Source organism: Aromatoleum evansii, from assembly GCF_012910805.1.
GTDB lineage: Bacteria > Pseudomonadota > Gammaproteobacteria > Burkholderiales > Rhodocyclaceae > Aromatoleum > Aromatoleum evansii.
Genome location: NZ_WTVK01000004.1, coordinates 26,790 through 50,139, shown reverse-complemented (window position 1 = coordinate 50,139; position 23,350 = coordinate 26,790). Strand labels below are relative to the sequence as shown.

The following is a 23,350-nucleotide window of genomic DNA, read 5'->3' as shown; positions in this document are numbered from 1 at the left end:
TGTGGCGTGGCTTCCGTTGGGCGAGAAGCGGCGCGATTTTAGCCTGCGTAGTCTTCCATCGGCACGCAGGCGCAGAACAAATTGCGGTCGCCGTATACGTCGTCGATGCGATTGACGCTGGGCCAGAACTTGTTCTCGGTGACCCACGCCAGTGGGAATGCGGCCTGCTCGCGGGTGTAGCCGCGCGTCCAGTCGCCGATGAAGTCGGCCTGGGTGTGCGGGGCGTTCTTCAGCGGGTTGTCCTCGGCGGTCCAGCGGCCGGCCTCGATCTCGCGGATCTCGTCGCGGATCGCGATCATCGCGTCGATGAAGCGGTCCAGTTCCGCCAGGTCCTCCGATTCGGTGGGCTCGACCATGATGGTGCCGGCAACCGGGAAGGACATCGTCGGTGCGTGGAAACCGTAGTCCATCAAGCGCTTCGCGATATCCACCTCGCTGATCCCGGTCGCCGCCTTGATCGGACGGATGTCGAGGATGCACTCGTGCGCGACGCGTCCCTGTGAGCCCGTGTAGAGCACCGGGTAGTGGTCGGCGAGGCGGCCGGCGATGTAGTTGGCGTTGAGGATCGCCGCCTGGGTCGCCTGGCGCAGGCCTTCGCCGCCCATCATCGCGATGTACATCCACGAAATCGGCAGGATGCTCGCCGAGCCGAAGGGGGCGGCGCTGACCGCGCCCTGACCCTTGTTCGGACGGTGCTCGCCGCCAGTCGCGGCGACGACGTGATCGGCCATGAAGGGCGCCAGATGCGCCGCGAGCCCGATCGGGCCCATGCCCGGACCGCCGCCGCCGTGCGGGATGCAGAAGGTCTTGTGCAGGTTCATGTGGCTGACGTCCGCGCCGATGTGCGCGGGGGAGGTCAGCCCCACCTGGGCGTTGAGGTTGGCGCCGTCCATGTACACCTGGCCGCCGTGCTCATGCACGATGGCGCAGATCTCGCGGATCGCCTCCTCGAACACGCCGTGCGTCGACGGATAGGTGATCATCAGCGCGGCGAGGCGGTCGGCGTGCTGTGCGGCCTTCGCGCGCAGGTCGGCGACCTCCACGTTGCCCTTGTCGTCGCAGGCGACCACCACCACTTCCATGCCGCACATCTGTGCCGTCGCAGGGTTCGTGCCGTGCGCGGACTTCGGGATCAGGCATACGTTGCGGTGTGCCTCGCCGCGGCTGGCGTGATAGCGGGCGATCGCCACCAGGCCGGCATATTCGCCCTGCGCGCCCGAGTTAGGCTGCATGCAGATTGCGGGGAAGCCCGTGATGGCCCTGAGGTAATCGGCGAGTCCTTCGATCATCTCGAGGCATCCGGCGGCCTGTTCGCGCGGCGCGAACGGGTGCATGTTCGCGAACTCCGGCCAGGTCACGGGGATCATCTCGCTCGTCGCGTTGAGCTTCATCGTGCAGCTGCCGAGCGAGATCATCGAATGATCGAGGGCGAGGTCGCGATTCTGCAGCTTCTTCAGATAGCGGAGCATCTGGTGCTCGGTGCGGTGCGTGTTGAACACCGGGTGCTTCAGGATCGCGTCGTCACGCAGCAGCGCCGCCGGGATGGCGCCGCCGGAGGCCGCGACCGTGGCGTCGAGTGCGGCGATGTCGGCGTCCGCGCCGAAGCACTGCAGCACGGCGGCGACGTCGGCGGCCGTCGTGGTCTCATCGACCGAGATGCCCAGCACGGCGTCCGAAACCTTGCGCAGATTGAAGCCGGCTGCGTCGCACGCGGCGGCAATCGCCGCGGTTCGCACGCCGGTCTCGACCTGCAGGGTGTCGAAGAAGGCCGCGGTCGGCACCGCGAATCCCGCCCGGCGCAGTCCCTCGGCGAGGAGCGCGGCGAGGCGGTGGATCCGCGCCGCGATCGTGCGCAGCCCCTCCGGGCCATGATAGACGGCGTAGAAGCCGGCCATGTTGGCGAGCAACACCTGCGAGGTGCAGATGTTGGAGTTCGCCTTCTCGCGGCGGATATGCTGTTCGCGCGTCTGCAGCGTCATGCGCAGCGCGGTCTTGCCGCGCGTGTCCTTCGATACGCCGATGATGCGGCCCGGCATCGCACGCACATTGGCTTCGCGCGTCGCGAAGAAGGCGGCGTGCGGGCCGCCGAAGCCCATCGGCACGCCGAAGCGCTGGGCCGAGCCGAGCGCGATGTCGGCACCCATGGCACCGGGAGACTTGAGCAGGACCAGCGCCATGAGGTCGGATGCGACGGCGGTGACGGCCCCCTTCGCCTTCAGCGCCGCGATCGTGCCGCCGAGATCGGCGATCTCGCCGCGCTCGTTCGGATATTGCAGCAGCGCGCCGAACACCTCGTGGTCGGCCGCGCCGGCAGCCGGGCCGAACACCAGCTCGAAGCCGAAATAGGCGGCCCGGGTGCGCACGACGTCGATCGTCTGCGGGAAACAGGCTTCGTCGATGAAGAAGGCGTTGGCCTTCGACTTGCTGACGCGCCGCGCCATCGTCATCGCCTCGGCAGCGGCCGTGGCCTCGTCCAGCAGCGAGGCGTTCGCGAGCTCCAGTCCGGTCAGGTCGATCACCATCTGCTGGTAGTTCAGCAGCGCCTCCAGACGCCCCTGGGAGATCTCGGCCTGATACGGCGTGTAGGCGGTGTACCAGCCGGGATTTTCCATCACGTTGCGCAGGATCACCGCCGGCGTGAGGGTGCCGTAATACCCCATGCCGATCAGCGACTTCTTCACGACGTTCTTCCGTGCGATCGCGCGCAGCTCGGCCAGCGCCTCGTGCTCGGGCTTCGCGCCGCTGAGGGGGAGCGGGCCGGGGAGGCGGATTCCTGACGGGACGGTCTGGTCGATCAGCGCGTCCAGCGTCGGGGCGCCGATGGCCGCGAGCATCTTGGCGACCTCAGCGGGATTCGGTCCGACGTGGCGGGCAATGAAGGCGTCGCGCTGCTCGAGCCCGGACAGGGGCGCATGCACGGAGGAGGAGGCAGGGGTGTTCGACATGAAGAAAACTCGACTGGTATGCCGGGCCGCGCATCGCCGGCCCGGGAGGGAGATGCGTGCGGCGGAATCAGGCGTTGGCGACGGCTTCGTAGCCGGCGGCGTCGAGCAGATTGGTGAGGTCCGCCCCGGCGTCCGGCCGGATCTTGAACAGCCAAGTGCCGTAGGCGTCGGCATTCACCGATTCGGGCGCATCGACCGCTGCCTGGTTGAACTCGACCACTTCGCCCGAAACCGGCGCGTAGATGTCCGAGGCGGCCTTGACCGACTCGATCACCGCACAGGCTTCACCCGCGGTAACGCCGCGGCCTGCTTCGGGCAGTTCCAGGAATACCACGTCACCCAGCGCTTCCTGGGCGTGATCGGTCACGCCCACTGTCAGCGTGCCGTCGGCTTCGACGCGGATCCATTCGTGCGATTTGGTGTATTTCAGGTTTGCGGGAAAGTTGCTCATGACGGGCTCCAGTGATGGAAGGTTCGTAGTCCAGGCTTCGGTGCCGGATGCGGTGTTGCTTTCGTTATGATCGATTGTCGATGTCAGCGTCGCAGGTCAACGGTGCCGGCCGACCGATGCGCGACAGAGCGCCCCTCGATCCTGCGATGTCGGCCGTCCACGCTTGCGTTGGCGGGGTGACGCTGCGGGAACGATCGGGCGCCGGCAAATGAACGAGAAACAAGGCTGGATGAAAAGGCGTCTGCATGGGAACCGGACGCTCCTGCCGAAACGCGGAATCGGTTGTCGAGACTGTCAGCGCAATGCCCTGGGGCCTGCGTTGCAGAGCCATGCGCGCCCGACTCGGGTGTCCGGGAGGTCGCGAGCTTACGGTCGATGCTGCAGTGGATCCGGTGATATGCCGGCTGCTGCAGGCGTCGCTTTCGCGCGCTTCGTTCCCCCGGGCCGGCATTCGGTCCGCGTGCCTGCGCGATCTCCGGGATGTTGCCAGCGGCGTTTTTCTATCCGGAATGCTCACCCGCTCCCGCGCGACGGGCGGACGATAGCACCACGTCGAGGGGCTGGCAACGGCCGGGGCGGCCATGCGGTTTGCTATCATGAAAAAAACATCCGTTCCGGCGTCCGGCCGGGATGAGGCACCAGATCCCCAACCATGTTCCCGAATGCCGATCTTCATTGCCACTCGACCGTATCGGACGGCTGGCTGACTCCCGCCGAGGTGGTGCAGCGCGCAGCGGCCAATGGCGTCGAACTGCTAGCACTCACCGATCATGACGAAGTGGGCGGGATCGACGAGGCGGCGGCCGCAGCGCGCGAGTGTGGCATTGCGCTGGTTCCCGGGGTGGAAATCTCGGTGACCTTCCGCGACGAGACCATCCATGTGGTCGGCCTGGGCATAGACCATCGAAATCCGCGACTGCTGGACGGGTTGGCGCAGGTGCGCAGCGGCCGCGAGCAGCGGGCGCAGGCCATGAGCGATGCGCTCGACGCCATCGGCCTGCATGGCGTGCTCGAAGGCGCGCGCCGGTTTGCGCGCAACCCGGCGATGGTGGGGCGCGCACATTTCGCCCGCCACATCGTTGCGAGCGGACTGATGCCCGACGTCGGGACGGTGTTCCGCTACTACCTCGCCCGCGGCAAACCCGGCTTCGTTCCTCACGTGTGGGCGCGGCTCGAGGACGCGGTTGGCTGGATCCGCGCGGCCGGCGGCATCGCGGTGATCGCCCATCCCGGGCGCTACCGTCTCTCCGCAAGCGACATGGATGCGCTCTTCGACGACTTCGTCGCCTGCGGCGGCGAGGCGCTGGAGGTCGTTTCCGGTGCCCATGCCGCTCCGGACGTGCAGCGCTTCGCAAGCGTCGCGCGCCGCCGCGGGTTGCTCGCCTCGCGCGCCTCCGATTTCCACGGCAGCAGCGAAAGTCCCGTCGATCTAGGTCGCTGCGATCCGCTGCCGCCCGACCTCGTTCCCGTCTGGTCGCGACTCGGGGTGCCAGCGCCCGTCGCCGCCGGGCTCCCCTGATCCGGAATGCATTCATGGCCCAGTTCTTTTCGCTTCATCCTGAGTTTCCCCAGCCGCGGCTGATCCGCCAGGCAGCCGAGATCATGCGCGCCGGCGGGCTGGTCGCTTTCCCCACCGACTCGGCCTACGCACTCGGCGGCATCACCGGCGATGCCGATCTCCTGCAGCGGATCCGCCGGCTGCGCGGGGTGGACGAGCGCCACCACTTCACCCTGATGTGCCGAGACCTCTCGGAGATCGCAAAATACGCCCGGGTCGACAATGCCCAGTATCGTCTGCTGAAGGCGGTCACGCCGGGCCCGTACACCTTCATTCTCGAGGGCACGAAGGAACTGCCCCGGCGCGTGCTGCATCCCAAGCGCAAGACCATCGGCCTGCGCGTTCCCGAGCATCCCGTGGTGGCGGCGCTGTTGCAGGAGTTGGACGAGCCCATCCTCACCTCCACGCTACTCCTGCCCGACGACGATTTCCCGCTGACGGACCCCGAGGAGATCCGCGAACGTCTCGAGAAGCAGGTCGAACTCGTCATCGAGGCCGGCTACTGTGGTCCCGAGGCGACCACCGTGATCGACCTCACGTCGGGCGCCCCGGTGCTGGTACGCGCCGGCCGCGGCGATCTGGCGCCATTCGGCCTGGAAAACGACTGAAAGTGCCGGAGGAGGGCGCGTGCGGACGTGGGGGATTTCCCCGCTCTGCTAGAATGCGGCGTTTTGCCCCCCTGACTTCATGGAATCGCTGATCGCCACCCTTGCCATCTGGGCCTTGCCGGTGCTGCTTGCCATCACGCTGCACGAGGCTGCGCACGGCTATGTGGCGCGGCATTTCGGCGATCCCACGGCGGAGCAGGAGGGGCGCATCACCCTCAATCCCTTCAAGCACATCGATCCGGTTGGAACCGTGATCGTGCCGGGCGCCATCCTCGCGCTCAGTTCGCTGCTGGGGAGCGGAGGAATGCTGTTCGGCTGGGCGAAGCCCGTGCCCGTCAACTTCAACCGCCTGCGCCGGCCCAAGGCCGACATGCTCTGGGTCGCGGCGGCAGGGCCGTTCATGAATTTCCTGATGGCGCTCGCTTGGGCGCTGCTGCTGAAGTTCGGCATGTCCGATCCGCACGGCATGTACGCGGAACCGATGCGCGAGATGGGCATGGCCGGCATCCAGATCAATTCGGTGCTGATGCTGCTCAATCTCCTGCCGATTCCGCCGCTCGACGGCGGTCGCATTGTCGTCAGCTTGCTGCCGCACCGGCTGGCGTGGAAATTCGCGCGTATCGAGCCCTACGGCTTCCCGATTCTTCTCGTACTCCTTTTCACCGGCATCCTCGGCCACATCCTGTGGCCGCTGATCGCACTCTTCCAGATCCTTCTCGCGACGCTTTTCGGGTTTTAAATCATGTACGCAGAACGCGTTCTCTCTGGCATGCGCCCGACCGGGCGACTTCATCTCGGCCACTACCACGGCGTGCTCAAGAACTGGGTCAAGCTGCAGGAGGAATACCCCTGCCTGTTCTTCGTCGCCGACTGGCATGCGCTGACCACGGTCTACGACAATCCCGAAGTCATCACCGACAGCGTGTGGGACATGCTCGTCGACTGGCTCGCGGCCGGTGTCGATCCCGAGAAGGCCACCATCTTCATCCAGTCCAAGGTGCCCCAGCACGCCGAACTGCACTTGCTGCTGTCGATGATCTCGCCGGTGGGCTGGCTCGAGCGCGTCCCGACCTACAAGGACCAGCAGGAAAAGCTCGCCCACAAGGACCTCGCCACTTACGGCTTCCTCGGCTATCCGCTGCTGATGTCGGCTGACATCCTCCTGTATCGTGCCGACAAGGTACCCGTCGGCGAGGACCAGGTGCCTCACATCGAATTCACGCGCGAGATCGCCCGTCGCTTCAACCATCTCTTCGGGCGGGAGCCCGGTTTCGAGGACAAGGCGAAGGAAGCGGTCAAGAAGCTGGGCGGCAAGACCGGCAAACTGTTCGAGGAACTGCGCAAACGCTTCCAGCAGGAAGGCGAAACCGAAGCGCTCGAGCAGGCGCGGCTCATCCTGCGCGATGCGGGAAGCGTCAGCCATGTGGATCTCGAGCGCCTGCACGGCTACCTCGAAGGCAGCGGCAAGATGATCCTCGTCGAGCCGGGTGCGCTCCTCACCGAGGCCGCGCGGATGCCCGGCCTGGACGGCCAGAAGATGTCGAAGAGCTATGGCAACACCATCTTCCTGCGCGAAGATCCGGCCACGGTCACGAAGAAGATCCGCACCATGCAGACCGACCCGGCCCGCGTGCGCCGCACCGACCCGGGCGACCCGGAAAAGTGTCCGGTGTGGCAGTTCCATGCCATCTACTCCGACGCCGACACGCGCAGCTGGGTGCAGCAGGGCTGCCGAAGTGCCGGCATCGGTTGCATCGAGTGCAAGCAGCCGGTCATCGACGGCGTCCTCAAGGAACAGGTCGTCATGCACGAGCGGGCCCAACGCTATCTCGACGACCCCGCCCTGATGCGGCGCATTGTCGCCGACGGCTGCGAACGCGCCGCCGTGCTCGCCGAAGAGACGATGCGCGACGTGCGCGAGGCGATGGGCCTCTCGTACCGCTGACGCACTGGCAGACGGTGGCTTGCAGGATGAGTGTGGCATGAACATGCCGCTTGCACTGGCTCCGGCCGAGACGCCCGTCCCGGTCGAGGTCTTCGCTCGCCTGTACGGCGAGCCGCTGCTCGAGCTGCCCAAGGACCTCTACATCCCGCCCGACGCGCTCGAAATCTTCCTCGACGCCTTCGAGGGGCCGCTCGACCTGCTGCTCTACCTGATCCGCAAGGCCAACCTCAACATCCTCGACATCCCGATGGCGCCGCTCACCGAGCAGTACCTCGTCTATGTCGAGGCAATGCGCCGCCACAACCTCGAACTGGCGGCCGACTACCTGCTCATGGCCGCGACGCTGCTGGAGATCAAGTCGCGCATGCTGCTGCCGCGTCCGCCGCGCGAGAGCGAGGACGAATCGCTCGACCCGCGCGCCGAACTGGTGCGCAGGCTGCTCGAATACGAGCAGATGAAGATGGCGGCGGCGCGGCTCGACGCCATGCCGCGGATCGAGCGCGACCAGGAATGGGTCGGCATCTTCGTCGCCGAGAAGGTCGTCGAGCGCCTGCCCGAGGTCAGTCTGCACGACCTGCAGTTCGCCTGGCTCAAGATCATGAGGAAGGCCCGGCTGACGCAGCATCACCAGGTGAAGCGCGACGAGCTGTCGGTGCGCGAGCACATGACGACGATCCTGCGCAAGCTGGCTGACGGAGGCTTCGTCGTCTTCGATACCCTGTTCGAATCTGCGCGCGGTCCGGCGAGCCTGGTCGTGAGTTTTCTCGCGGTGCTCGAACTCGTGAAGGAAAAACTCGTCCACGTCGCGCAGAACGAGCCCTTCGCGCCGATCTACGTGAAGCTTGCCGATGCAGCCAACGACGCCTGAAGACTTCAAGCGCGTGATCGAGACGGCCCTGCTGGCAGCAACTGCGCCGCTGCAGGTCGCCGATGTCCGGCGACTTTTCGATCCAGACCCCGGGGCCGATCTCGTCCGGCGTCTGCTCGACGAGCTGCGTACCGACTGGACCGGGCGGGGCGTCGAGCTCGTGCAGATCGCCTCCGGCTGGCGTTTCCAGACGCGACCGGAGTATCAGGTTTTCCTCGATCGGCTGAAGGAAGAAAAGCCACCGAAGTATTCGCGCGCCGTACTGGAAACGCTGGCGATCATCGCCTATCGTCAGCCTGTCACGCGCGGCGACATCGAGGACATCCGCGGGGTTGCAGTGTCTCCCAACGTGTTGAAGACGCTGGAGTCGCGTGGGTGGGTAGACATCGTCGGGCATCGCGATACGCCTGGGCGTCCGGCCCTGTTCGCGACGACGCGGCGGTTTCTCGACGACCTGGGCCTGCGCAGCCTCACCGAATTGCCCGCGCTAACCGAAATTGAAAGGATCATGGATCTTGTCGACACCAAAGAAATCGAATCGGCCGCTCCGGCCGCCAACGAAGAAGAAAGCTGAGCCTGCGGCGGGGCCGCAGCGCGCGCATGAAGCCCCTCGGCCCGGTCGCATTGACATGCCTGCGGAGACGGGGCGCGAACTGCCCCTGCGGCGCGGGTCGGCCGTCGGTCGCGCCGCGCCGCAGGAAGAGCATGAACCGGAGCGGCTGCAGAAAGTCCTGGCCCGACTCGGAATCGGTTCGCGGCGCGAGATCGAGGAATGGGTCGTCGCCGGGCGCATCACCGTCAATGGCGAACCCGCCGAGCTGGGGCAGAAGATCGGCCCCGGCGATCGCGTCAAGCTCAACGGCAAGCTCCTTTCGGTAAGATTTTCGGCGCGCGCCCCGCGCGTGCTGATCTACCACAAGCCCGAAGGCGAAATCGTCTCGCGCGAGGATCCGGAAGGGCGGCCCACCGTCTTCGAGCGTCTGCCGCTGTTGCGTAAGGGGCGCTGGATCGCGGTCGGTCGGCTTGACTTCAACACCTCGGGCCTGCTGCTGTTCACCAACGACGGCGCCCTCGCCAACCAGCTGATGCACCCGCGCTACGAACTGGAGCGCGAATATGCGGTGCGCCTGCTCGGCGAACTCACCGACGAGCAGATCGAATCGCTGAAAACGGGCATTCAGCTCGAGGACGGGCTTGCGCGCTTCACGAACCTCACCGATCAGGGCGGGGAGGGGGCCAACCATTGGTACAAGGTCACCTTGTCCGAGGGGCGTAATCGCGAGGTGCGCCGCATGTTCGAGGCCGTCGGGCTGACGGTCAGCCGCCTGATGCGCGTGCGTTACGGCCCGGTGACGCTGTCCTCGCGCCTCAAGCGCGGCATGTGGATGGAGATGCCCGAGGAAGAAGTGTGCAAGCTCGCCGGCGTTCCACGGCCGCAGCGCCAGGTTTCGGCGCGCACCGCAGAAAAGGAACGCCAGGTCCGCTTGCATCGCACCACGCCGCGCGGACGGGCATGAGCGCGCGGGTCCCGCCGGCTTTGCAATTGCCTGTTTTCAATGGGGCTGTTATAATCGCAAAGCTTTGATACTGGCTTCCGAGTTGGTATCGTTTTGTGGATGGAATCAACAAAGATGGGCGTTACGCCCATTTTTTATTTGTGGGCGTGGAAATGGACGTCGAGCGTCTGGTCGAACAGGTGGTCACCGGCCTGGGTTTCGAACTGGTGGATTTCGAGACTTCCCCGAAGGGGCGGTTGATGCGCGTGTTCATCGACATCGAGCGTGGTGTGAATGTCGATGATTGCGCGACGGTCAGCAATCAGCTGACGCGCGTTTTTGAGGTCGAAAACGTGGACTACGATCGACTCGAGGTTTCCTCGCCCGGGCTGGATCGGCCGCTCAAGAAGGCCGCCGATTTCGAGCGCTTTGTCGGTAGCGAGGTGCAGGTTCGCCTGCGCATGCCGATCGGCAATCAACGGAATTTTGCCGGCGTGCTCACTGGCTTTGCCGAAGGCGTGGTGCATCTGAGTACCGGAAAGGGCGATGTGGCCCTTCCCTTCGACGAGGTCGAGAAGGCGCGTCTCGTGCCCAGATTTTGAATTCGTGTGTGGAGATTTTGATTAATGAGCCGCGAAATTTTGCTGCTTGTCGATGCGCTGGCGCGCGAAAAGAATGTGGCCAAGGATATCGTCTTCGGTGCCCTGGAAACGGCGCTTGCCTCTGCGACGAAAAAGCGTATCAATGACGAAGCCGACGTGCGCGTGACGATCGACCGCGAGACGGGCGACTACGAGTCCTTCCGCCGCTGGGTGGTGCTGCCCGACGAGGAGGTCGTCAACGACGAGGCCGAGATGGGCATCATCGATGCTCGCGACGTGAAGCCCGGCATCCAGGTCGGCGACTACATCGAGGAGCCGCTCGAGCCGATCGACTTCGGCCGCATCGGCGCCCAGGCCGCCAAGCAGGTGATCCTGCAGCGCATCCGCGATGCCGAGCGCGAACAGGTGCTCAACGACTTCCTCGATCGCAAGGAACACCTCGTTTCGGGCTCGATCAAGCGCATGGAGCGCGGCAACGCGATCATCGAGGTCGGGCGTCTCGAGGCCATGATTCCGCGCGATCAGATGATCCCGCGCGAGAACCTGCGCGTCGGCGATCGGGTGAAGGCCTTCCTGCTGCGCATCGATCGCGGTGCACGCGGTCCCCAGTTGATCCTCTCGCGCACGGCGCCGGACTTCCTTGGCAAGCTGTTCGAGCTTGAAGTCCCCGAGATCGAGGACGGCCTCCTTGCAATCAAGGCCTGCGCCCGCGACCCCGGCCTGCGTGCGAAGATCGCCGTGCAGTCGAACGATGCACGCATCGATCCGATCGGCACCTGCGTCGGTCTGCGCGGTTCGCGCGTGACCGCGGTGCGCAACGAGATCGCCGGCGAGCAGATCGACATCATCGTGTGGTCGCCGGATCCCGCGCAGTTCGTCATCTCCGCGCTGCAGCCCGCCGAGGTCGTGTCCATCGTGGTCGATGAGGAAAAGCACAGCATGGATGTCGTCGTCGACGACAACAACCTCGCGATCGCGATCGGTCGCAACGGTCAGAACGTGAAGCTCGCCTCCGAGCTGACCGGCTGGACCATCAACCTGATGAGCGAAGAAGAGTCCGCGCAAAAGTCCGGCCAGGAGCGCCAGAGCCTGCGCCAGTTGTTCATGGACAAGCTCGACGTCGACGAGGAACTCGCCGACATCCTGATCGACGAAGGTTTTTCTTCGCTCGAAGAAATTGCGTACGTGCCGCTCGCCGAAATGCTCGAGATCGAAGCCTTCGATGAAGAGACGGTCAACGAGCTGCGCAATCGTGCGCGCAACGTCCTGCTCACTGAGGCCATCGTGACCGAAGAGCAGCTGGAAAATGTTTCCGACGATCTGATCAATCTCGAAGGGATGGATAAGCCGCTCGCCGCCAAGCTGGCCGAGCATGGCGTGCGTACCCGCGATGATCTCGCCGATCTCGCAGTCGATGAGCTCGTCGAAATCGCCGGAATCGAACAAGAACGTGCCAGCGCGCTGATTTCCGTCGCGCGCGCGCACTGGTTCGAAGAATGAGGGGAGGGCACTGATCGATGGAACAAATGAGCGTAAACCAGTTCGCCGGCGAACTAAGAATGCCGGCAGCGGTACTGCTCGAGCAGTTGCAGAAAGCCGGCGTTGAGAAGACCAGCCCCGACCAGTTGCTGACCGAGCAGGACAAGGCGCGGTTGCTCGAATACCTGCGTCGTTCCCACGGCGATAGCCAGCCCAAGGGCAAGATCACGCTTACCCGCAAGCAGACGTCCGAGATCCGCGCGACCGACTCGTCGGGCCGTGCCCGTACCGTTCAGGTCGAGGTGCGCAAGAAGCGCGTATTCGTCAAGCGTGACGAACTCGGTGGCGAGATCGGCGCCGGCGACGTGTCCTCGCTCGAGGAAACGCTGGCAGCGGTCGAGGCTGAAACGGTGCTCGAGCCGGTGGCCGAGGCCGTCCCCGAGACGCCTCCCGTCGAAGTTTCGCCCGTCGTCGAGGTCGAGCCGGAGCCGGTCGTCGAGTCCGCTCCCGAACCTGAACCCGAGCCAGAGCCAGAGCCGGAGCCCGTCATCGAGGCGTCCGCCGAGGAGTCTGCGGAGGAGTCCGCGCAGCCAGCCGTGGCCGAATCCGCCGAAGACGTTTCGGCCGTGCCCGCCTCCGTGCCGCGTCCGCGCGTATCCATCCTCAGCGATGAGGAGCGCGCCGCCCGCGAGCGCGAGGCGCGCAGACACGAGGAGCTGCGTGCGCGCCAGATGGCCGACCTGAAAGCCAAGCAGGAGCGCGAAGCGGCCGCACGTGCCGCCGCCGATGCCCGCCGCGCCGAAGAAGAGGCGCGTGTCCGTGCCGAAGCCGAGAAACGTGCCGAAGCCGCCAAGCCGGAATCACGCGAGGCCGCCAAGGCACCGTCCGGTACGCTTCATCGTCCCGCCAAGACCGATGACAAGGCGGGTGGCAAGGACGCCAAGCGCGGTGTGCGTGGCGGTGCCGCCGAAGCCGGCGATAGCGCCAAGCGTCGTGGCCTGAAGACCCGCGGTGAAGTCGGCGCCACGACCGGTTCGTGGCGTGGCGCCCGTGGCGGTGGTCGCGGCCGGGGCCAGCAGGATGATCACAAGGCCTTCCAGATGCCGACCGAGCCGGTGGTGCGCGAGATCCACGTGCCCGAAACCATCACCGTCGCCGATCTTGCTCACAAGATGGCCGTCAAGGCGGCCGAGGTGATCAAGGCGCTGATGAAGATGGGGTCGATGGTCACCATCAACCAGGTGCTCGATCAGGAAACCGCAATGATCCTCGTCGAGGAAATGGGGCACAAGGCGTTTGCCGCGAAGCTCGACGACCCGGATGCCTTCCTTGAGGACACCGAAGCCCAGGCCGACGCCAAGGTGGAATCGCGTGCGCCAGTCGTGACCGTCATGGGCCACGTCGACCACGGCAAGACCTCGCTGCTCGACTACATCCGGCGCGCCAAAGTCGCCTCGGGTGAGGCGGGCGGCATCACGCAGCACATCGGCGCGTATCACGTTGAGACGCCGCGCGGCATGCTCACCTTCCTCGATACCCCGGGTCACGAGGCATTCACCGCGATGCGCGCCCGCGGCGCGAAGGCCACCGACATCGTCATTCTGGTGGTCGCGGCCGACGACGGTGTGATGCCCCAGACGCGCGAGGCGATCCACCATGCGAAGGCGGCGGAAGTGCCCATCGTCGTGGCAGTCAACAAGATCGACAAGCACGAGGCCAACCCCGAGCGGGTCAAGCAGGAACTGGTCGCTGAAGGCGTCGTGCCTGAGGAATACGGCGGCGACGTCATGTTCATCAACGTCTCGGCCAAGACCGGTGTCGGAATCGACAGCCTGCTCGAATCCGTCCTGCTGCAGGCCGAGGTGCTGGAGCTGACCGCTCCGGTCGATACGCCTGCCAAGGGCCTCATCATCGAGGCGCGCCTCGACAAGGGGCGTGGTCCCGTCGCGTCGTTGCTGGTCCAGTCCGGCACCCTGCGCAAGGGTGACGTCATGCTGGTCGGCGCCACCTTCGGCCGCATCCGTGCGATGCTCGACGAGAACGGCAAGGCGATCGATGAAGCGGGTCCGTCCATTCCGGTCGAGGTCCTCGGTCTTTCCGATGTCCCGTCGGCCGGCGACGAGGCGATCGTTCTCGCCGACGAGAAGAAGGCGCGCGAAATAGCACTGTTCCGTCAGGGCAAGTTCCGCGAGGTCAAGCTGGCCAAGCAACAGGCGGCCAAGCTCGAGAGCATGTTCGAGCAGATGGCCGAGGGCGAGGTGAAGTCCCTGCCGCTGATCATCAAGGCGGACGTGCAGGGTTCGCAGGAAGCTCTCGTGCAGGCGCTCAACAAACTGTCCACGGACGAGGTCCGCGTCAACGCGATCCACTCCGCGGTCGGTGCGATTTCCGAGTCGGACGTCAACCTGGCGCAGGCTTCGGGTGCGGTCATCATCGGCTTCAACACCCGCGCCGATGCCGGTGCACGCAAGCTCGCCGAGACTTTCGGTGTGGATATCCGCTACTACAACATCATCTACGACGCCGTGGATGACGTCAGGGCGGCGCTGTCCGGTCTGCTGTCGCCGGAGCGGCGCGAGAACGTCATCGGCATGGTCGAGGTTCGTCAGGTGTTCCGCGTGCCGAAGGTCGGTACGGTCGCCGGTTGCTATGTGCTCGAGGGTCTCGTCAAGCGTGGCGCGCAGATCCGCGTGCTGCGCGACAACGTGGTCGTGCATACGGGCGAGCTCGAGTCCCTCAAGCGCTTCAAGGACGACGTCAAGGAAGTCAAATTCGGCTTCGAGTGCGGCCTGTCGGTGAAGAACTACAACGATGTCCAGGAAGGCGACCAGCTCGAAGTGTTCGAAATCCAGGAAATCGCCCGGACGCTTTAAGAGATGCCCAAGGAGTATTCCCGCAGCCAGCGCGTGGCGGAGCAGGTCCGCCGCGAACTGGCCGAATTGATCCGCTTGGAAGTGAAGGATCCCCGCGTGGGATTCATCACGCTCACCGACGTCGAGATCACGCCCGACTACGCCCACGCGAAGGTGTTCTTCACCTCGATGCGGGGCGAGGAGGGGCTCGATGAGATCCTCGTCGGTCTGCGCCGCGCCAGCGGCTTCCTGCGCAGGGAGCTCGGGAAGCGTGTGCGTATCCACACGCTGCCCGAGTTGCATTTTCACTACGACCCGTCCGTCGAGCGCGGAAGCCGCATGTCGCAACTGATCGACGAGGTGGTGCGCGAGGATGATGCGCGCCACAAGGACGATCCGGAAAACTGAGCGGTCTTGAAAGCACAGAAGCAATTCAGGCACCAGCGCCGCGTGCTGGACGGCGTCTTGCTGCTCGACAAGCCGTCTGGCATCACGTCGAACGCGGCGCTACAGACGGCCCGCCGTCTTCTCAATGCCGCAAAGGCCGGGCATACCGGGACGCTCGATCCGATGGCGACGGGGTTGTTGCCGCTGACCTTCGGTGAGGCAACGAAGTTCTCGCAGATGCTCCTCGACGCCGACAAGGAATACGAGGCAACTGTCCGTCTCGGCATCGAGACGGATACCGGGGACGCCGAAGGGCGTCCGATCGGTGAAGCTCCGGTGTCGGTCTCCGAGGATGACATCCGTGCTGCGCTCATGCGCTTTGCGGGCGAGATCGAGCAGATACCGCCGATGTATTCGGCGCTCAAGCGCGACGGGAAACCGCTGTACGAGTACGCGCGTGCCGGCATCGAAATCGAACTCACGCCGCGTCGCGTCACGATTCATGCGCTGGAACTGCTTGAGTTCGGCAGGGAGAGCTTTCGTATCCGCGTCGCGTGCAGCAAGGGCACCTATATCCGGACGCTTGCGATCGATCTCGGGCGAGCTCTTGGTTGCGGTGCGCATCTCTCGGCGTTGCGGCGCACCCGCATCGGCCCCTTTGCTGCGGGGGACGGTACGGTAACGCTCGGCGAACTCGAAGCGGCGCCGGCGGACGAGCGGGAACGCCTGCTCGCGCCGGCCGACGCGCTGGTGTCGCACTTGCCTGCTGTCGCGCTCTCGGCGGAGCAGGCGGCGGGTTTGCTGCAGGGGCGTGCGGTCGCGTGTGACGGCAATGAGCGCGGTTTGGTCAGGGTGTACGGGGACGGGCGCTTTCTTGGCCTGGGGGAACTGGGCGATGACTGCCGCCTGTTGCCAAAACGCCTCGTTGCAACCGGTACGACAGCACGGCAGTCCTGATAATTATTGAGTTTTTCATGGCGCGTTGGGTATAATCCCACGCTTCTGATTGGCAGAATACGAAAAGAGTAAACACCCACATGGCTCTCGATACCGCATCCAAGGCGCAGATCGTCACCGACTTCCAGCGCGCAAAAGGCGACACCGGTTCGCCGGAAGTGCAGGTCGCTCTGCTCACCGCCCGCATCAACGGCCTCACCGGCCACTTCAAGGCCAACGCGAAGGATCACCACTCGCGCCGCGGCCTGCTCAAGATGGTCAGCCAGCGCCGCAAGCTGCTCGACTACCTGAAGGGCAAGAACGCCGACAGCTATCGCGCCCTCATCGAGCGCCTGGGTCTGCGCAAGTAACTCGCCGACCGTGTCGCGTCTGACAGCGTCGCAAAAGACAAGGTAAGCGAACAAGCCGGTGCGGATCCCGCGGGGTCGCACCGGCTTTGTTTTTGCTGTCGGGGTTGCGTGACCGGGACAGCTTCGCAGTTGTAGTCTGCTGCATACACTCACCTAAAGGATATTCAACTTGCCTACCGCCATCAAAAAGACATTCGCATACGGCGCGCATACCGTCACCATCGAGACCGGCGAGATTGCTCGTCAGGCGGGCGGTGCCGTCATCGTGAACATGGACGACACCATGGTCCTCGCCACGGTCGTTGCGGCCAAGGACGCCAAGCCCGGACAGGACTTCTTCCCCCTTACCGTCGACTATGTCGAGAAGTTCTATGCGGCCGGCCGCATTCCGGGGGGCTTCTTCAAGCGTGAAGGCCGTCCGACCGAGAAGGAAACGCTGACCAGCCGCCTGATCGATCGTCCGATCCGTCCGCTCTTCCCGGATGGCTTCTACAACGAAGTCCAGGTTATCGTCACGGTGCTGTCGCTGAATCCGGAAATCGATCCGGACATTCCGGCAATGATCGGCGCATCGGCCGCTCTGGCAATCTCCGGCGTGCCGTTCAATGGCCCGATCGGCGCATGCCGCGTGGGTTATGCCGAGGGTGAATACATTCTCAACCCGACCGTCGAGCAGCTCAAGACCAGCAAGCTGAACCTCGTCGTCGCCGGTACCGAAGCCGCCGTGCTGATGGTGGAATCCGAGGCGCAGGAGCTCTCCGAAGAAGTGATGCTCGGTTCCGTGGTCTTTGGGCACCAGCAGATGCAGGCAGCGATCCGCGCGATCAACGAACTCGTCGAGATCGCCGGCAAGCCCGAGTGGGACTGGCAGCCGCCGGCCAAGAACGAAGCGCTGATCAATCGCGTCAAGGAACTTGCAGGCGCCCAGCTCGAGGAAGCCTTCCGCATCACGAGCAAGCAGGCTCGTACCGAGCGTGTTAACGAGATCCGCAAGAACGCGATCGCCACGATCGCCACCGAGCTCGAGGTCGCGCCGTCGGGCAACGAACTCAAGGACATTTTCCACGAGCTCGAGGCAAGCATCGTCCGCAGCCGCATCCTCGCGGGCGAGCCGCGCATCGATGGCCGCGACACGCGCACCGTGCGCCCGATCGACATCCGCGTCGGCGTGCTGCCGCGGACCCACGGTTCGGCGCTGTTTACCCGTGGCGAGACCCAGGCCCTCGTCATTGCGACGCTGGGTACCGGACGTGACGAGCAGATCATCGACGCGATCGCCGGCGAGTACCGCGAGAGCTTCATGCTGCACTACAACTTCCCGCCGTTCTCGACCGGTGAAACCGGCCGCATGGGCGTGACGAAGCGGCGCGAAGTCGGCCATGGCCGTTTGGCGAAGCGCGCGCTTGTCGCGGCGCTGCCGGCACCCGAAGACTTCAGCTATACCGTGCGCGTCGTGTCGGAGATCACCGAGTCGAACGGCTCGAGCTCGATGGCGTCGGTGTGCGGCGGTTCGCTCGCACTGATGGATGCCGGCGTGCCGATGAGGGCGCACGTGGCCGGTATCGCGATGGGCCTGATCAAGGAAGGCAATCGTTTTGCCGTCCTGACCGACATTCTCGGCGACGAGGATCATCTCGGCGACATGGACTTCAAGGTTGCAGGTACCGAGAATGGCGTTACGGCGCTGCAGATGGACATCAAGATCCAGGGCATCACCAAGGAAATCATGCAGGTCGCCCTCGCGCAGGCGGGCGAAGGCCGCATGCACATCCTGGGGATCATGAAGCAGTCGCTCGCCTCGCATCGCGGCGAGGTGTCGGAGTTTGCTCCGCGCATGATCACGCTGAAGATCAATCCGGAGAAGATTCGCGACGTGATCGGCAAGGGCGGCGCGGTGATCCGTGCGCTGCAGGAAGAGACCGGCACCGTGATCGAGATCGAGGACGACGGCAGCGTGACGATTTCTTCCGTCAGCGCCGAGGGTGCCCAGCTCGCGAAGGAAAAGATCGACGCCATCACGGCCGAGGTCGAAGTCGGCAAGGTGTACAACGGCACGGTCATCCGTCTGCTCGATTTTGGCGCGATCGTGAACATCATGCCGGGGCGTGACGGTCTGCTGCACGTGTCGCAGATCGCGAACGAGCGGGTCAACAACGTCGGCGACTACGTCAAGGAAGGGCAGGCCGTGCGTGTAAAGGTTCTCGAAACCGACGAGCGCGGCAAGATCCGCCTGAGCATGAAGGCGCTGCTGGATCAGTCCGCGGAGTAATTCTGCAGGATCAAACAAAAGGGACGCCGCGGCGTCCCTTTTTTTATCCTGTGTCCGTCCGTGCGCGAGGCGCGGCGGAGGCGCAGTGATTACTTTGCGACCTGCCGCTCGCGCATTTCTTCCAGCGTCTTGCAGTCGATGCACAGCGTCGCGGTAGGGCGTGCTTCCAGCCGCTTGAGGCCGATCTCAACGCCACAGCTGTCGCAGTAGCCGTATTCGCCGGCATTGATGCGGCCGATGGCTTCGTCGATCTTCTTGATCAGTTTGCGCTCGCGGTCGCGGTTGCGCAGTTCAAGTGCGATGTCGGACTCCTGGCTCGCGCGATCGTTCGGGTCGGCGAATGCGGTTGCTTCGTCCTGCATCGTGTGAACGGTGCGCTCGATATCGCCAGCCAGTTCCCGTTTTACCGATTCCAGCATGCTGCGGAAGTGGGCCAGCTGCTTTTCGCTCATGTATTCCTCGCCCTTTTCGGGGACGTACGGCGGGAACTGTTTCTGCAGTGTATCGTCCGGCATGACTTCGAGTTCCGGTTGGTAATTGAAAGAAGCGAACTAATATCAGAAACGGATCGAACCGGCAAGAAAAGACGCCGTTCCCCGGCCGATTCGACGTTTTTCCGCGGAGACGAAATTTTCTTCAACTCGCATTTGACGCATCGGGAATGAGTGTGTATTATTCGCGGCTCTCGGGGTGTAGCGCAGTCCGGTAGCGCGCTTGCTTTGGGAGCAAGATGTCGGGGGTTCGAATCCCTCCACCCCGACCAGCTAACCCCGAAATGCCCGCGGGATGGATTTACTGCCCGTAGCTCAATTGGATAGAGCACCGGCCTTCTAAGCCGGGGGTTACAGGTTCGATCCCTGTCGGGCAGGCCAGAAGTACAGGTTTTTTGATTGTAGGATTTTCTTGCAGTCGGAGAAGTGGCGGCATTAGCTCAGTCGGTAGAGCACTGGATTGTGGCTCCAGGTGTCACCGGTTCGATCCCGGTATGTCGCCCCAAGTAATTCAATAGCTTACGAGCTATTGCCCGGCGCCGGTGGTGTCGCTTTTTACGAAGTTTGTAAGATCAGCGGACCGCCGGCGCTTTTCTTATACGCCTTCTGTCATAGACCTTGCTCACCACTGCCTCCGTTCGGTGGCCCGTCAGGTCGCTCGCTTTGCGGCCGGCTTCGGTGGTGTCAGTGACAGCCTTGGCGCGCAGATCGTGGAAGGTGAAGCGTTCGTTACCCTTCTCGACCCATGCGTTCATAGCTCGTTGCCACATCGCCTTGAAGCCACTTGATGTGTAGGGTTGACCGTCCGAGTTACAGATCAGGTACGTGCTCTTCACCTTCGTCGGCAACGTAAGGCATTCCTCGACGGCTGCACGCAGGGCCGCTGTCCACTGCACCAGCGTACGGGCGCCCCGCTTGCGACCGGCAAATTCGATTCCATCGTCCTTGAGCTGCGTGCGGCTTATTCGTAGGACCTGACCTTGGGCCTTGCCGGACAGGTAGGCAACGGTGGCGGCGAGGGCGAGACGCTTTCCCGCGTCGCTCAAGGTTTTCATCGGGCTGTCGGCGGGGAGATGGCCATTTGCTCTACAGAAGGTAAGAAAGGCGTCGAATTCAGCGTCGCTAACGAGCCTGTCGCGCTCACTTTCCTCGTTGCGCTCGACACCCGTGCAGGGATTCACGTCGAGCGCGCCGGCATTGACGAGTCGCGAGAACATGCGCGAGAGCAGGGCGATCTCGCGGTTTGCCCGGATAGGGGTCTTTGCCCCACGATACAGATGTAGATAGTCCCAGATGTGCTTTGGCCGGACCGCCTCCGGCGCCATCTTACCGAAGGCCTTTTTCAGTGGGATGAGTTCCAACTCGTTGCTTGTAATCGTTTCGGGCGACAGCTTCCCGCGCTCCTTTAGTCGATTGCGTTCCTTCATCAGCTCATCGAGCAGATCGGACACAGTGCCGGCTTGGTTCGGTTCACTGTCCAGTTCGAGAAGTTTACGCCTCGCGTCCTTCAGATCGTGGCCGAGATTAATCCGCCGGTTGTCGGGTGTGACCGTGAAGTAGGTCGTTACCCGCTTCCCGCGGTACTCGTAGAGACGGCTCATGCCAAGGTGAAGGCCGGTCTTCCTGCGTCCGATCATGCTGTCGTCCAGGCGGTGAAATCTGGCTCGCTGTCGCCGGGCTGAGCCGATGCAAGCCCCAACTTCTGTTCTGCGTAGGAACGAAGAACTTTGGGGTTGCCCATGCGAGACTGAGTGTAAGTCCAGCCCTTCTGGTCGAGCCAGTGGCACTGCAGTGCCTTGACCGGCGTGTCAGTCAAGTCCGCGATCTCATCTGGACTGAGAAAGGTCGACGTCCGCATCATTCGGCGCTCGCTATGCGTGGCCACAGAAGCCGCGGCACCACCTCCGCGCTTAGGTGCGATCTCTTGGAAGCGGGCGAGAGGCGCGGGATGAGTGGGGGTGACTGCGGGGCTGACTCGATGCCCGTTGGATTGTTTGGTCTCGCAGACCGGCCGCAATCCATTGAGGGGGACTGCAGCACGAGTTGAGACCCTGGGCCGTGGGATCGATTGGTCAGCGAGTGTTCATCGTTCATCGCTGACCCTCCAGTCGTCCGCTTGGCTACTGGGCTCGTCAAGTCCGCACCGCGAGGTTCCGACGGGCAGGGACGGCGCCGGCAGTGATCGTCTGGAGGCGGTTCCCCGGTGTGAGACGATAGTGCGCCCTGCGGCTGTCGCTCCGTAACCACGCGACTTCAGGCGGATGGCCTGCGTGATCGCGTGGCGCTCATCGGGATCCTCCGGGGCGCTGAACAGGTGGCCGCTCTTCAGGGGACGGCCCAGCATCGGCCAGTCGTTGTGCATCAGGGCATCAAAATAGACGGTCATCTCGTGGCCCTCCGTCCTGCAGCGACGCTGCGGAATCGGTCCTTGCCCACCTCAAGGTGGAGCTCGTAGTAGCGATCGATGAAGAGGTGCTTCGCAACGATGGGCGCAAGAGGTTGGATCGGCCGGGCCAGGGGCGACGTCTGCGTCGTACCGATCCATGCGTGGTCGTGGGGTGGGTCGAGATCGCGCCGCGCGATGGCTCGTAATACGAGATCCGTGTACTTGACCGACGGCGGCAGGCAGGGCGGGGCGCCGAGGTCGGCGAGAATATCCGCGGTCGTCTGGCTCTCGGCATCGAGGCACGCGGCGAGCAGTTTCCTGAGCGCATCTCCGGCGTGGAGGAGGAGCGCCGCCAGGGCGTCATCGGGCGGCACGACGGTGCTTGCCAGATAGTCGTGCTGCGCGACCGAATAGAAGGTGCGCGCGCGGCCCGCGAAGCAGCACGTGCACGCGAGGACATGGGCGATGTCCTCGATGCTTACCTGGCCCGGTGATGTGTCTCCTCTAAGGTCCTGGCCGGCACCGACCGGGCCGCCGGTTCGGCGCATGGCGTGCGCCGTCTGGAATTCATGTTTCATCGGTTTCTCCTTGCTGGTGTTCGTTGTCCGAATGGTCAATGCATGCCAGGGCCGGCTGACGGCGATTGCAGCAGTCGCAAGGCGGGGAATCAGACGAGACGAAGTCAGCGCGGCAAGAAGCGCCGAGTGACGAGCAAGGAAATGAGCGAGGGCGTCACTTGAAGCGGAAGAGCGAGGCGTCCCCGCCGTGTCTCAAGGAGCGGTGTTGCGCGTTTGAGACGACAAAAAAATACCGCCCAGGTCGCTGTTTGGCAAGTGCAAGCCCATTACTCGGGACGGAAGGCTATCAAGGAGGTACCTTCATTCAAGGTGTGCGCCTTGATGTGAGGGGCGGCCCGAAGGGCTGCAGGATGGTTTGGGTTTCTCGAGAGGCGCTCGGTTGAAGGGGCCTCGACAGCGTCGGTGGTGACAGCGGCCCCGGACCTGACGGCCGTTCCGGTTACAGGGGCTGACCGGACGTTGAATATATTCCTAGGCTCCAAACGCCTGCGCGTCAAGGAGGGCCGTGCAGAATGCGTCGATTGGTGGGTGCCGGTTCTGCGCGAGGCGGCTGTGTCGGTAAAGGGTTGTTCGCCGCGCACACGGCGGCGTAGGCGTCGCCCCGGTTGAACTTTTCGACGCACCTGTCATGTGCGAAACGCGTAACCGTATTCGACGGCCGGCAATTTGCGCGCGCAGCGCTTCAAACTCACCGTTATCTCTGGGGTCGCCGGGGCGTTCGTCGGGCTGCCAAGTCGAGGGGGATTCGAGCCGCCGATTCGACCCCCAGTGACGGTCTCGGCATCGGCCTGAGGCTTTCGCATCCGACCCAGTCTTCCCAGGCGGTGAGGATTTCGCCGTCGATCTCGCCGGGGGCGAGGTCCTCGTGGGCGACCGGTGAGCAGTCGATCCATCGTATGCGCAGCAGGGGGCCGGTGCGTTCGAGGATCTCGACCCATCCGTGCTCACGGTGGATCGCCAGCTCGCCCGGTCGCAGGCGGGACGGATGGGTGTTGATGTGTACTACGTTCATATCCCTCACCTCCATGTCCGGGGAATGTCAGGTCATCACGGCGCGGATCGCGCCAAGCTGTGTGCAGTTCCTCTCGCCCAGGCGTTCCATCGGAGAGCGCAATCGGCGTGTCGGAT

At 64.2% G+C, this 23,350-nt stretch carries 22 protein-coding genes and 3 tRNA genes; 17 read left to right on the top strand and 8 right to left on the bottom strand.

Annotation, left to right across the window (positions count from 1 at the left end):
- Window positions 1-38 precede the first annotated feature (38 nt).
- Window positions 39-2,945, bottom strand: a complete 2,907-nt coding sequence (gene gcvP / locus GO615_RS02895; RefSeq protein WP_169125545.1) for an aminomethyl-transferring glycine dehydrogenase — start codon at window positions 2,943-2,945, stop codon at window positions 39-41.
- 67 nt (window positions 2,946-3,012) lie between these two features.
- The gene (gcvH, locus tag GO615_RS02890; protein ID WP_169125544.1) at window positions 3,013-3,396 is read right to left on the bottom strand and encodes a glycine cleavage system protein GcvH; all 384 of its coding nucleotides are present in this window, start codon (window positions 3,394-3,396) and stop codon (window positions 3,013-3,015) included.
- A gap of 652 nt (window positions 3,397-4,048) precedes the next feature.
- Here gcvH and GO615_RS02885 point away from each other — a divergent pair.
- The 14 genes from GO615_RS02885 to pnp all read left to right on the top strand — a co-directional run bounded on the left by GO615_RS02885 (window position 4,049) and on the right by pnp (window position 18,767).
- Window positions 4,049-4,915, top strand: a complete 867-nt coding sequence (locus tag GO615_RS02885) for a 3',5'-nucleoside bisphosphate phosphatase (RefSeq protein WP_169125543.1) — start codon at window positions 4,049-4,051, stop codon at window positions 4,913-4,915.
- Between the two features lie 14 nt (window positions 4,916-4,929).
- Window positions 4,930-5,562 (top strand): L-threonylcarbamoyladenylate synthase, encoded by a 633-nt coding sequence (locus GO615_RS02880; RefSeq protein ID WP_169125542.1) that lies wholly within the window; start codon window positions 4,930-4,932, stop codon window positions 5,560-5,562.
- A gap of 79 nt (window positions 5,563-5,641) precedes the next feature.
- Window positions 5,642-6,301 carry a site-2 protease family protein gene (locus GO615_RS02875; protein WP_169125541.1) on the top strand — a complete coding sequence of 220 codons (660 nt, stop codon included), beginning with the start codon at window positions 5,642-5,644 and terminating at the stop codon, window positions 6,299-6,301.
- 3 nt (window positions 6,302-6,304) lie between these two features.
- Complete coding sequence (locus GO615_RS02870) at window positions 6,305-7,507, top strand: tryptophan--tRNA ligase (RefSeq protein WP_169125540.1); 1,203 nt, start codon at window positions 6,305-6,307, stop codon at window positions 7,505-7,507.
- Window positions 7,508-7,544: 37 nt separating this feature from the next.
- Window positions 7,545-8,375, top strand: a complete 831-nt coding sequence (locus tag GO615_RS02865; RefSeq protein WP_169125539.1) for a segregation and condensation protein A — start codon at window positions 7,545-7,547, stop codon at window positions 8,373-8,375.
- Complete coding sequence (gene scpB / locus GO615_RS02860) at window positions 8,356-8,949, top strand: SMC-Scp complex subunit ScpB (RefSeq protein ID WP_169125538.1); 594 nt, start codon at window positions 8,356-8,358, stop codon at window positions 8,947-8,949. Before GO615_RS02865 ends, scpB begins: the two co-directional genes overlap by 20 nt.
- A 55-nt stretch (window positions 8,950-9,004) precedes the next feature.
- Window positions 9,005-9,892, top strand: a complete 888-nt coding sequence (gene rluB / locus GO615_RS02855; RefSeq protein WP_246262119.1) for a 23S rRNA pseudouridine(2605) synthase RluB — start codon at window positions 9,005-9,007, stop codon at window positions 9,890-9,892.
- A gap of 152 nt (window positions 9,893-10,044) precedes the next feature.
- Window positions 10,045-10,473 carry a ribosome maturation factor RimP gene (gene rimP, locus GO615_RS02850; protein ID WP_210148113.1) on the top strand — a complete coding sequence of 143 codons (429 nt, stop codon included), beginning with the start codon at window positions 10,045-10,047 and terminating at the stop codon, window positions 10,471-10,473.
- A 24-nt stretch (window positions 10,474-10,497) separates the two neighbouring features.
- Window positions 10,498-11,973, top strand: coding sequence for a transcription termination factor NusA (nusA, locus tag GO615_RS02845; protein ID WP_169125536.1), 1,476 nt, complete (start codon window positions 10,498-10,500; stop codon window positions 11,971-11,973).
- Between the two features lie 17 nt (window positions 11,974-11,990).
- Complete coding sequence (gene infB / locus GO615_RS02840) at window positions 11,991-14,825, top strand: translation initiation factor IF-2 (protein WP_169125535.1); 2,835 nt, start codon at window positions 11,991-11,993, stop codon at window positions 14,823-14,825.
- Window positions 14,826-14,828: 3 nt separating this feature from the next.
- Window positions 14,829-15,212, top strand: a complete 384-nt coding sequence (rbfA, locus tag GO615_RS02835) for a 30S ribosome-binding factor RbfA (protein WP_169125534.1) — start codon at window positions 14,829-14,831, stop codon at window positions 15,210-15,212.
- A gap of 6 nt (window positions 15,213-15,218) precedes the next feature.
- Window positions 15,219-16,148 (top strand): tRNA pseudouridine(55) synthase TruB, encoded by a 930-nt coding sequence (gene truB, locus GO615_RS02830; protein WP_169125533.1) that lies wholly within the window; start codon window positions 15,219-15,221, stop codon window positions 16,146-16,148.
- An 80-nt stretch (window positions 16,149-16,228) separates the two neighbouring features.
- Window positions 16,229-16,498, top strand: a complete 270-nt coding sequence (gene rpsO / locus GO615_RS02825) for a 30S ribosomal protein S15 (protein ID WP_169125532.1) — start codon at window positions 16,229-16,231, stop codon at window positions 16,496-16,498.
- A 169-nt stretch (window positions 16,499-16,667) separates the two neighbouring features.
- Complete coding sequence (pnp, locus tag GO615_RS02820; RefSeq protein WP_169125531.1) at window positions 16,668-18,767, top strand: polyribonucleotide nucleotidyltransferase; 2,100 nt, start codon at window positions 16,668-16,670, stop codon at window positions 18,765-18,767.
- Window positions 18,768-18,856: 89 nt separating this feature from the next.
- Here the strand turns inward: pnp and dksA are convergent, their stop codons facing one another.
- Window positions 18,857-19,282, bottom strand: coding sequence for an RNA polymerase-binding protein DksA (gene dksA, locus GO615_RS02815; RefSeq protein ID WP_169125530.1), 426 nt, complete (start codon window positions 19,280-19,282; stop codon window positions 18,857-18,859).
- Window positions 19,283-19,453: 171 nt separating this feature from the next.
- On the opposite strand from dksA, the gene GO615_RS02810 reads away from it, so the two are divergent.
- The 3 genes from GO615_RS02810 to GO615_RS02800 all read left to right on the top strand — a co-directional run bounded on the left by GO615_RS02810 (window position 19,454) and on the right by GO615_RS02800 (window position 19,763).
- Window positions 19,454-19,530, top strand: a tRNA-Pro gene (locus GO615_RS02810).
- Window positions 19,531-19,562: 32 nt separating this feature from the next.
- Window positions 19,563-19,639, top strand: a tRNA-Arg gene (locus GO615_RS02805).
- Window positions 19,640-19,687: 48 nt separating this feature from the next.
- Window positions 19,688-19,763: transfer RNA gene (locus tag GO615_RS02800), tRNA-His, on the top strand.
- A gap of 67 nt (window positions 19,764-19,830) precedes the next feature.
- Here the strand turns inward: GO615_RS02800 and GO615_RS02795 are convergent.
- The 5 genes from GO615_RS02795 to GO615_RS02775 form a co-directional block, all read right to left on the bottom strand.
- Complete coding sequence (locus tag GO615_RS02795) at window positions 19,831-20,895, bottom strand: tyrosine-type recombinase/integrase (RefSeq protein ID WP_169125529.1); 1,065 nt, start codon at window positions 20,893-20,895, stop codon at window positions 19,831-19,833.
- A complete protein-coding gene (locus tag GO615_RS02790; protein WP_169125528.1) occupies window positions 20,892-21,119 on the bottom strand; it encodes a DUF4224 domain-containing protein in 228 nt (75 codons plus the stop codon). Before GO615_RS02790 ends, GO615_RS02795 begins: the two co-directional genes overlap by 4 nt.
- Window positions 21,120-21,341: 222 nt before the next feature.
- Window positions 21,342-21,644, bottom strand: coding sequence for a hypothetical protein (locus GO615_RS02785; protein WP_169125527.1), 303 nt, complete (start codon window positions 21,642-21,644; stop codon window positions 21,342-21,344).
- The gene (locus GO615_RS02780) at window positions 21,641-22,222 is read right to left on the bottom strand and encodes a hypothetical protein (protein WP_169125526.1); all 582 of its coding nucleotides are present in this window, start codon (window positions 22,220-22,222) and stop codon (window positions 21,641-21,643) included. The genes GO615_RS02785 and GO615_RS02780 overlap by 4 nt, the downstream gene beginning before the upstream one ends.
- A 694-nt stretch (window positions 22,223-22,916) precedes the next feature.
- Window positions 22,917-23,234 carry a hypothetical protein gene (locus tag GO615_RS02775; protein ID WP_169125525.1) on the bottom strand — a complete coding sequence of 106 codons (318 nt, stop codon included), beginning with the start codon at window positions 23,232-23,234 and terminating at the stop codon, window positions 22,917-22,919.
- Window positions 23,235-23,350 lie beyond the last annotated feature (116 nt).

What these genes read in the sequence shown, in the direction of transcription:
- gcvP (WP_169125545.1), bottom strand. Translation starts at nt 2,945, where the DNA reads ATGTCGAACACCCCTGCCTCCTCCTCCGTGCATGCGCCCCTGTCCGGG.
- gcvH (WP_169125544.1), bottom strand. Translation starts at nt 3,396, where the DNA reads ATGAGCAACTTTCCCGCAAACCTGAAATACACCAAATCGCACGAATGG.
- GO615_RS02885 (WP_169125543.1), top strand. Translation starts at nt 4,049, where the DNA reads ATGTTCCCGAATGCCGATCTTCATTGCCACTCGACCGTATCGGACGGC.
- GO615_RS02880 (WP_169125542.1), top strand. Translation starts at nt 4,930, where the DNA reads ATGGCCCAGTTCTTTTCGCTTCATCCTGAGTTTCCCCAGCCGCGGCTG.
- GO615_RS02875 (WP_169125541.1), top strand. Translation starts at nt 5,642, where the DNA reads ATGGAATCGCTGATCGCCACCCTTGCCATCTGGGCCTTGCCGGTGCTG.
- GO615_RS02870 (WP_169125540.1), top strand. Translation starts at nt 6,305, where the DNA reads ATGTACGCAGAACGCGTTCTCTCTGGCATGCGCCCGACCGGGCGACTT.
- GO615_RS02865 (WP_169125539.1), top strand. Translation starts at nt 7,545, where the DNA reads ATGAACATGCCGCTTGCACTGGCTCCGGCCGAGACGCCCGTCCCGGTC.
- scpB (WP_169125538.1), top strand. Translation starts at nt 8,356, where the DNA reads ATGCAGCCAACGACGCCTGAAGACTTCAAGCGCGTGATCGAGACGGCC.
- rluB (WP_246262119.1), top strand. Translation starts at nt 9,005, where the DNA reads ATGCCTGCGGAGACGGGGCGCGAACTGCCCCTGCGGCGCGGGTCGGCC.
- rimP (WP_210148113.1), top strand. Translation starts at nt 10,045, where the DNA reads ATGGACGTCGAGCGTCTGGTCGAACAGGTGGTCACCGGCCTGGGTTTC.
- nusA (WP_169125536.1), top strand. Translation starts at nt 10,498, where the DNA reads ATGAGCCGCGAAATTTTGCTGCTTGTCGATGCGCTGGCGCGCGAAAAG.
- infB (WP_169125535.1), top strand. Translation starts at nt 11,991, where the DNA reads ATGGAACAAATGAGCGTAAACCAGTTCGCCGGCGAACTAAGAATGCCG.
- rbfA (WP_169125534.1), top strand. Translation starts at nt 14,829, where the DNA reads ATGCCCAAGGAGTATTCCCGCAGCCAGCGCGTGGCGGAGCAGGTCCGC.
- rpsO (WP_169125532.1), top strand. Translation starts at nt 16,229, where the DNA reads ATGGCTCTCGATACCGCATCCAAGGCGCAGATCGTCACCGACTTCCAG.
- dksA (WP_169125530.1), bottom strand. Translation starts at nt 19,282, where the DNA reads ATGCCGGACGATACACTGCAGAAACAGTTCCCGCCGTACGTCCCCGAA.
- GO615_RS02795 (WP_169125529.1), bottom strand. Translation starts at nt 20,895, where the DNA reads ATGATCGGACGCAGGAAGACCGGCCTTCACCTTGGCATGAGCCGTCTC.
- GO615_RS02790 (WP_169125528.1), bottom strand. Translation starts at nt 21,119, where the DNA reads ATGATGCGGACGTCGACCTTTCTCAGTCCAGATGAGATCGCGGACTTG.
- GO615_RS02785 (WP_169125527.1), bottom strand. Translation starts at nt 21,644, where the DNA reads ATGACCGTCTATTTTGATGCCCTGATGCACAACGACTGGCCGATGCTG.
- GO615_RS02780 (WP_169125526.1), bottom strand. Translation starts at nt 22,222, where the DNA reads ATGAAACATGAATTCCAGACGGCGCACGCCATGCGCCGAACCGGCGGC.
- GO615_RS02775 (WP_169125525.1), bottom strand. Translation starts at nt 23,234, where the DNA reads ATGAACGTAGTACACATCAACACCCATCCGTCCCGCCTGCGACCGGGC.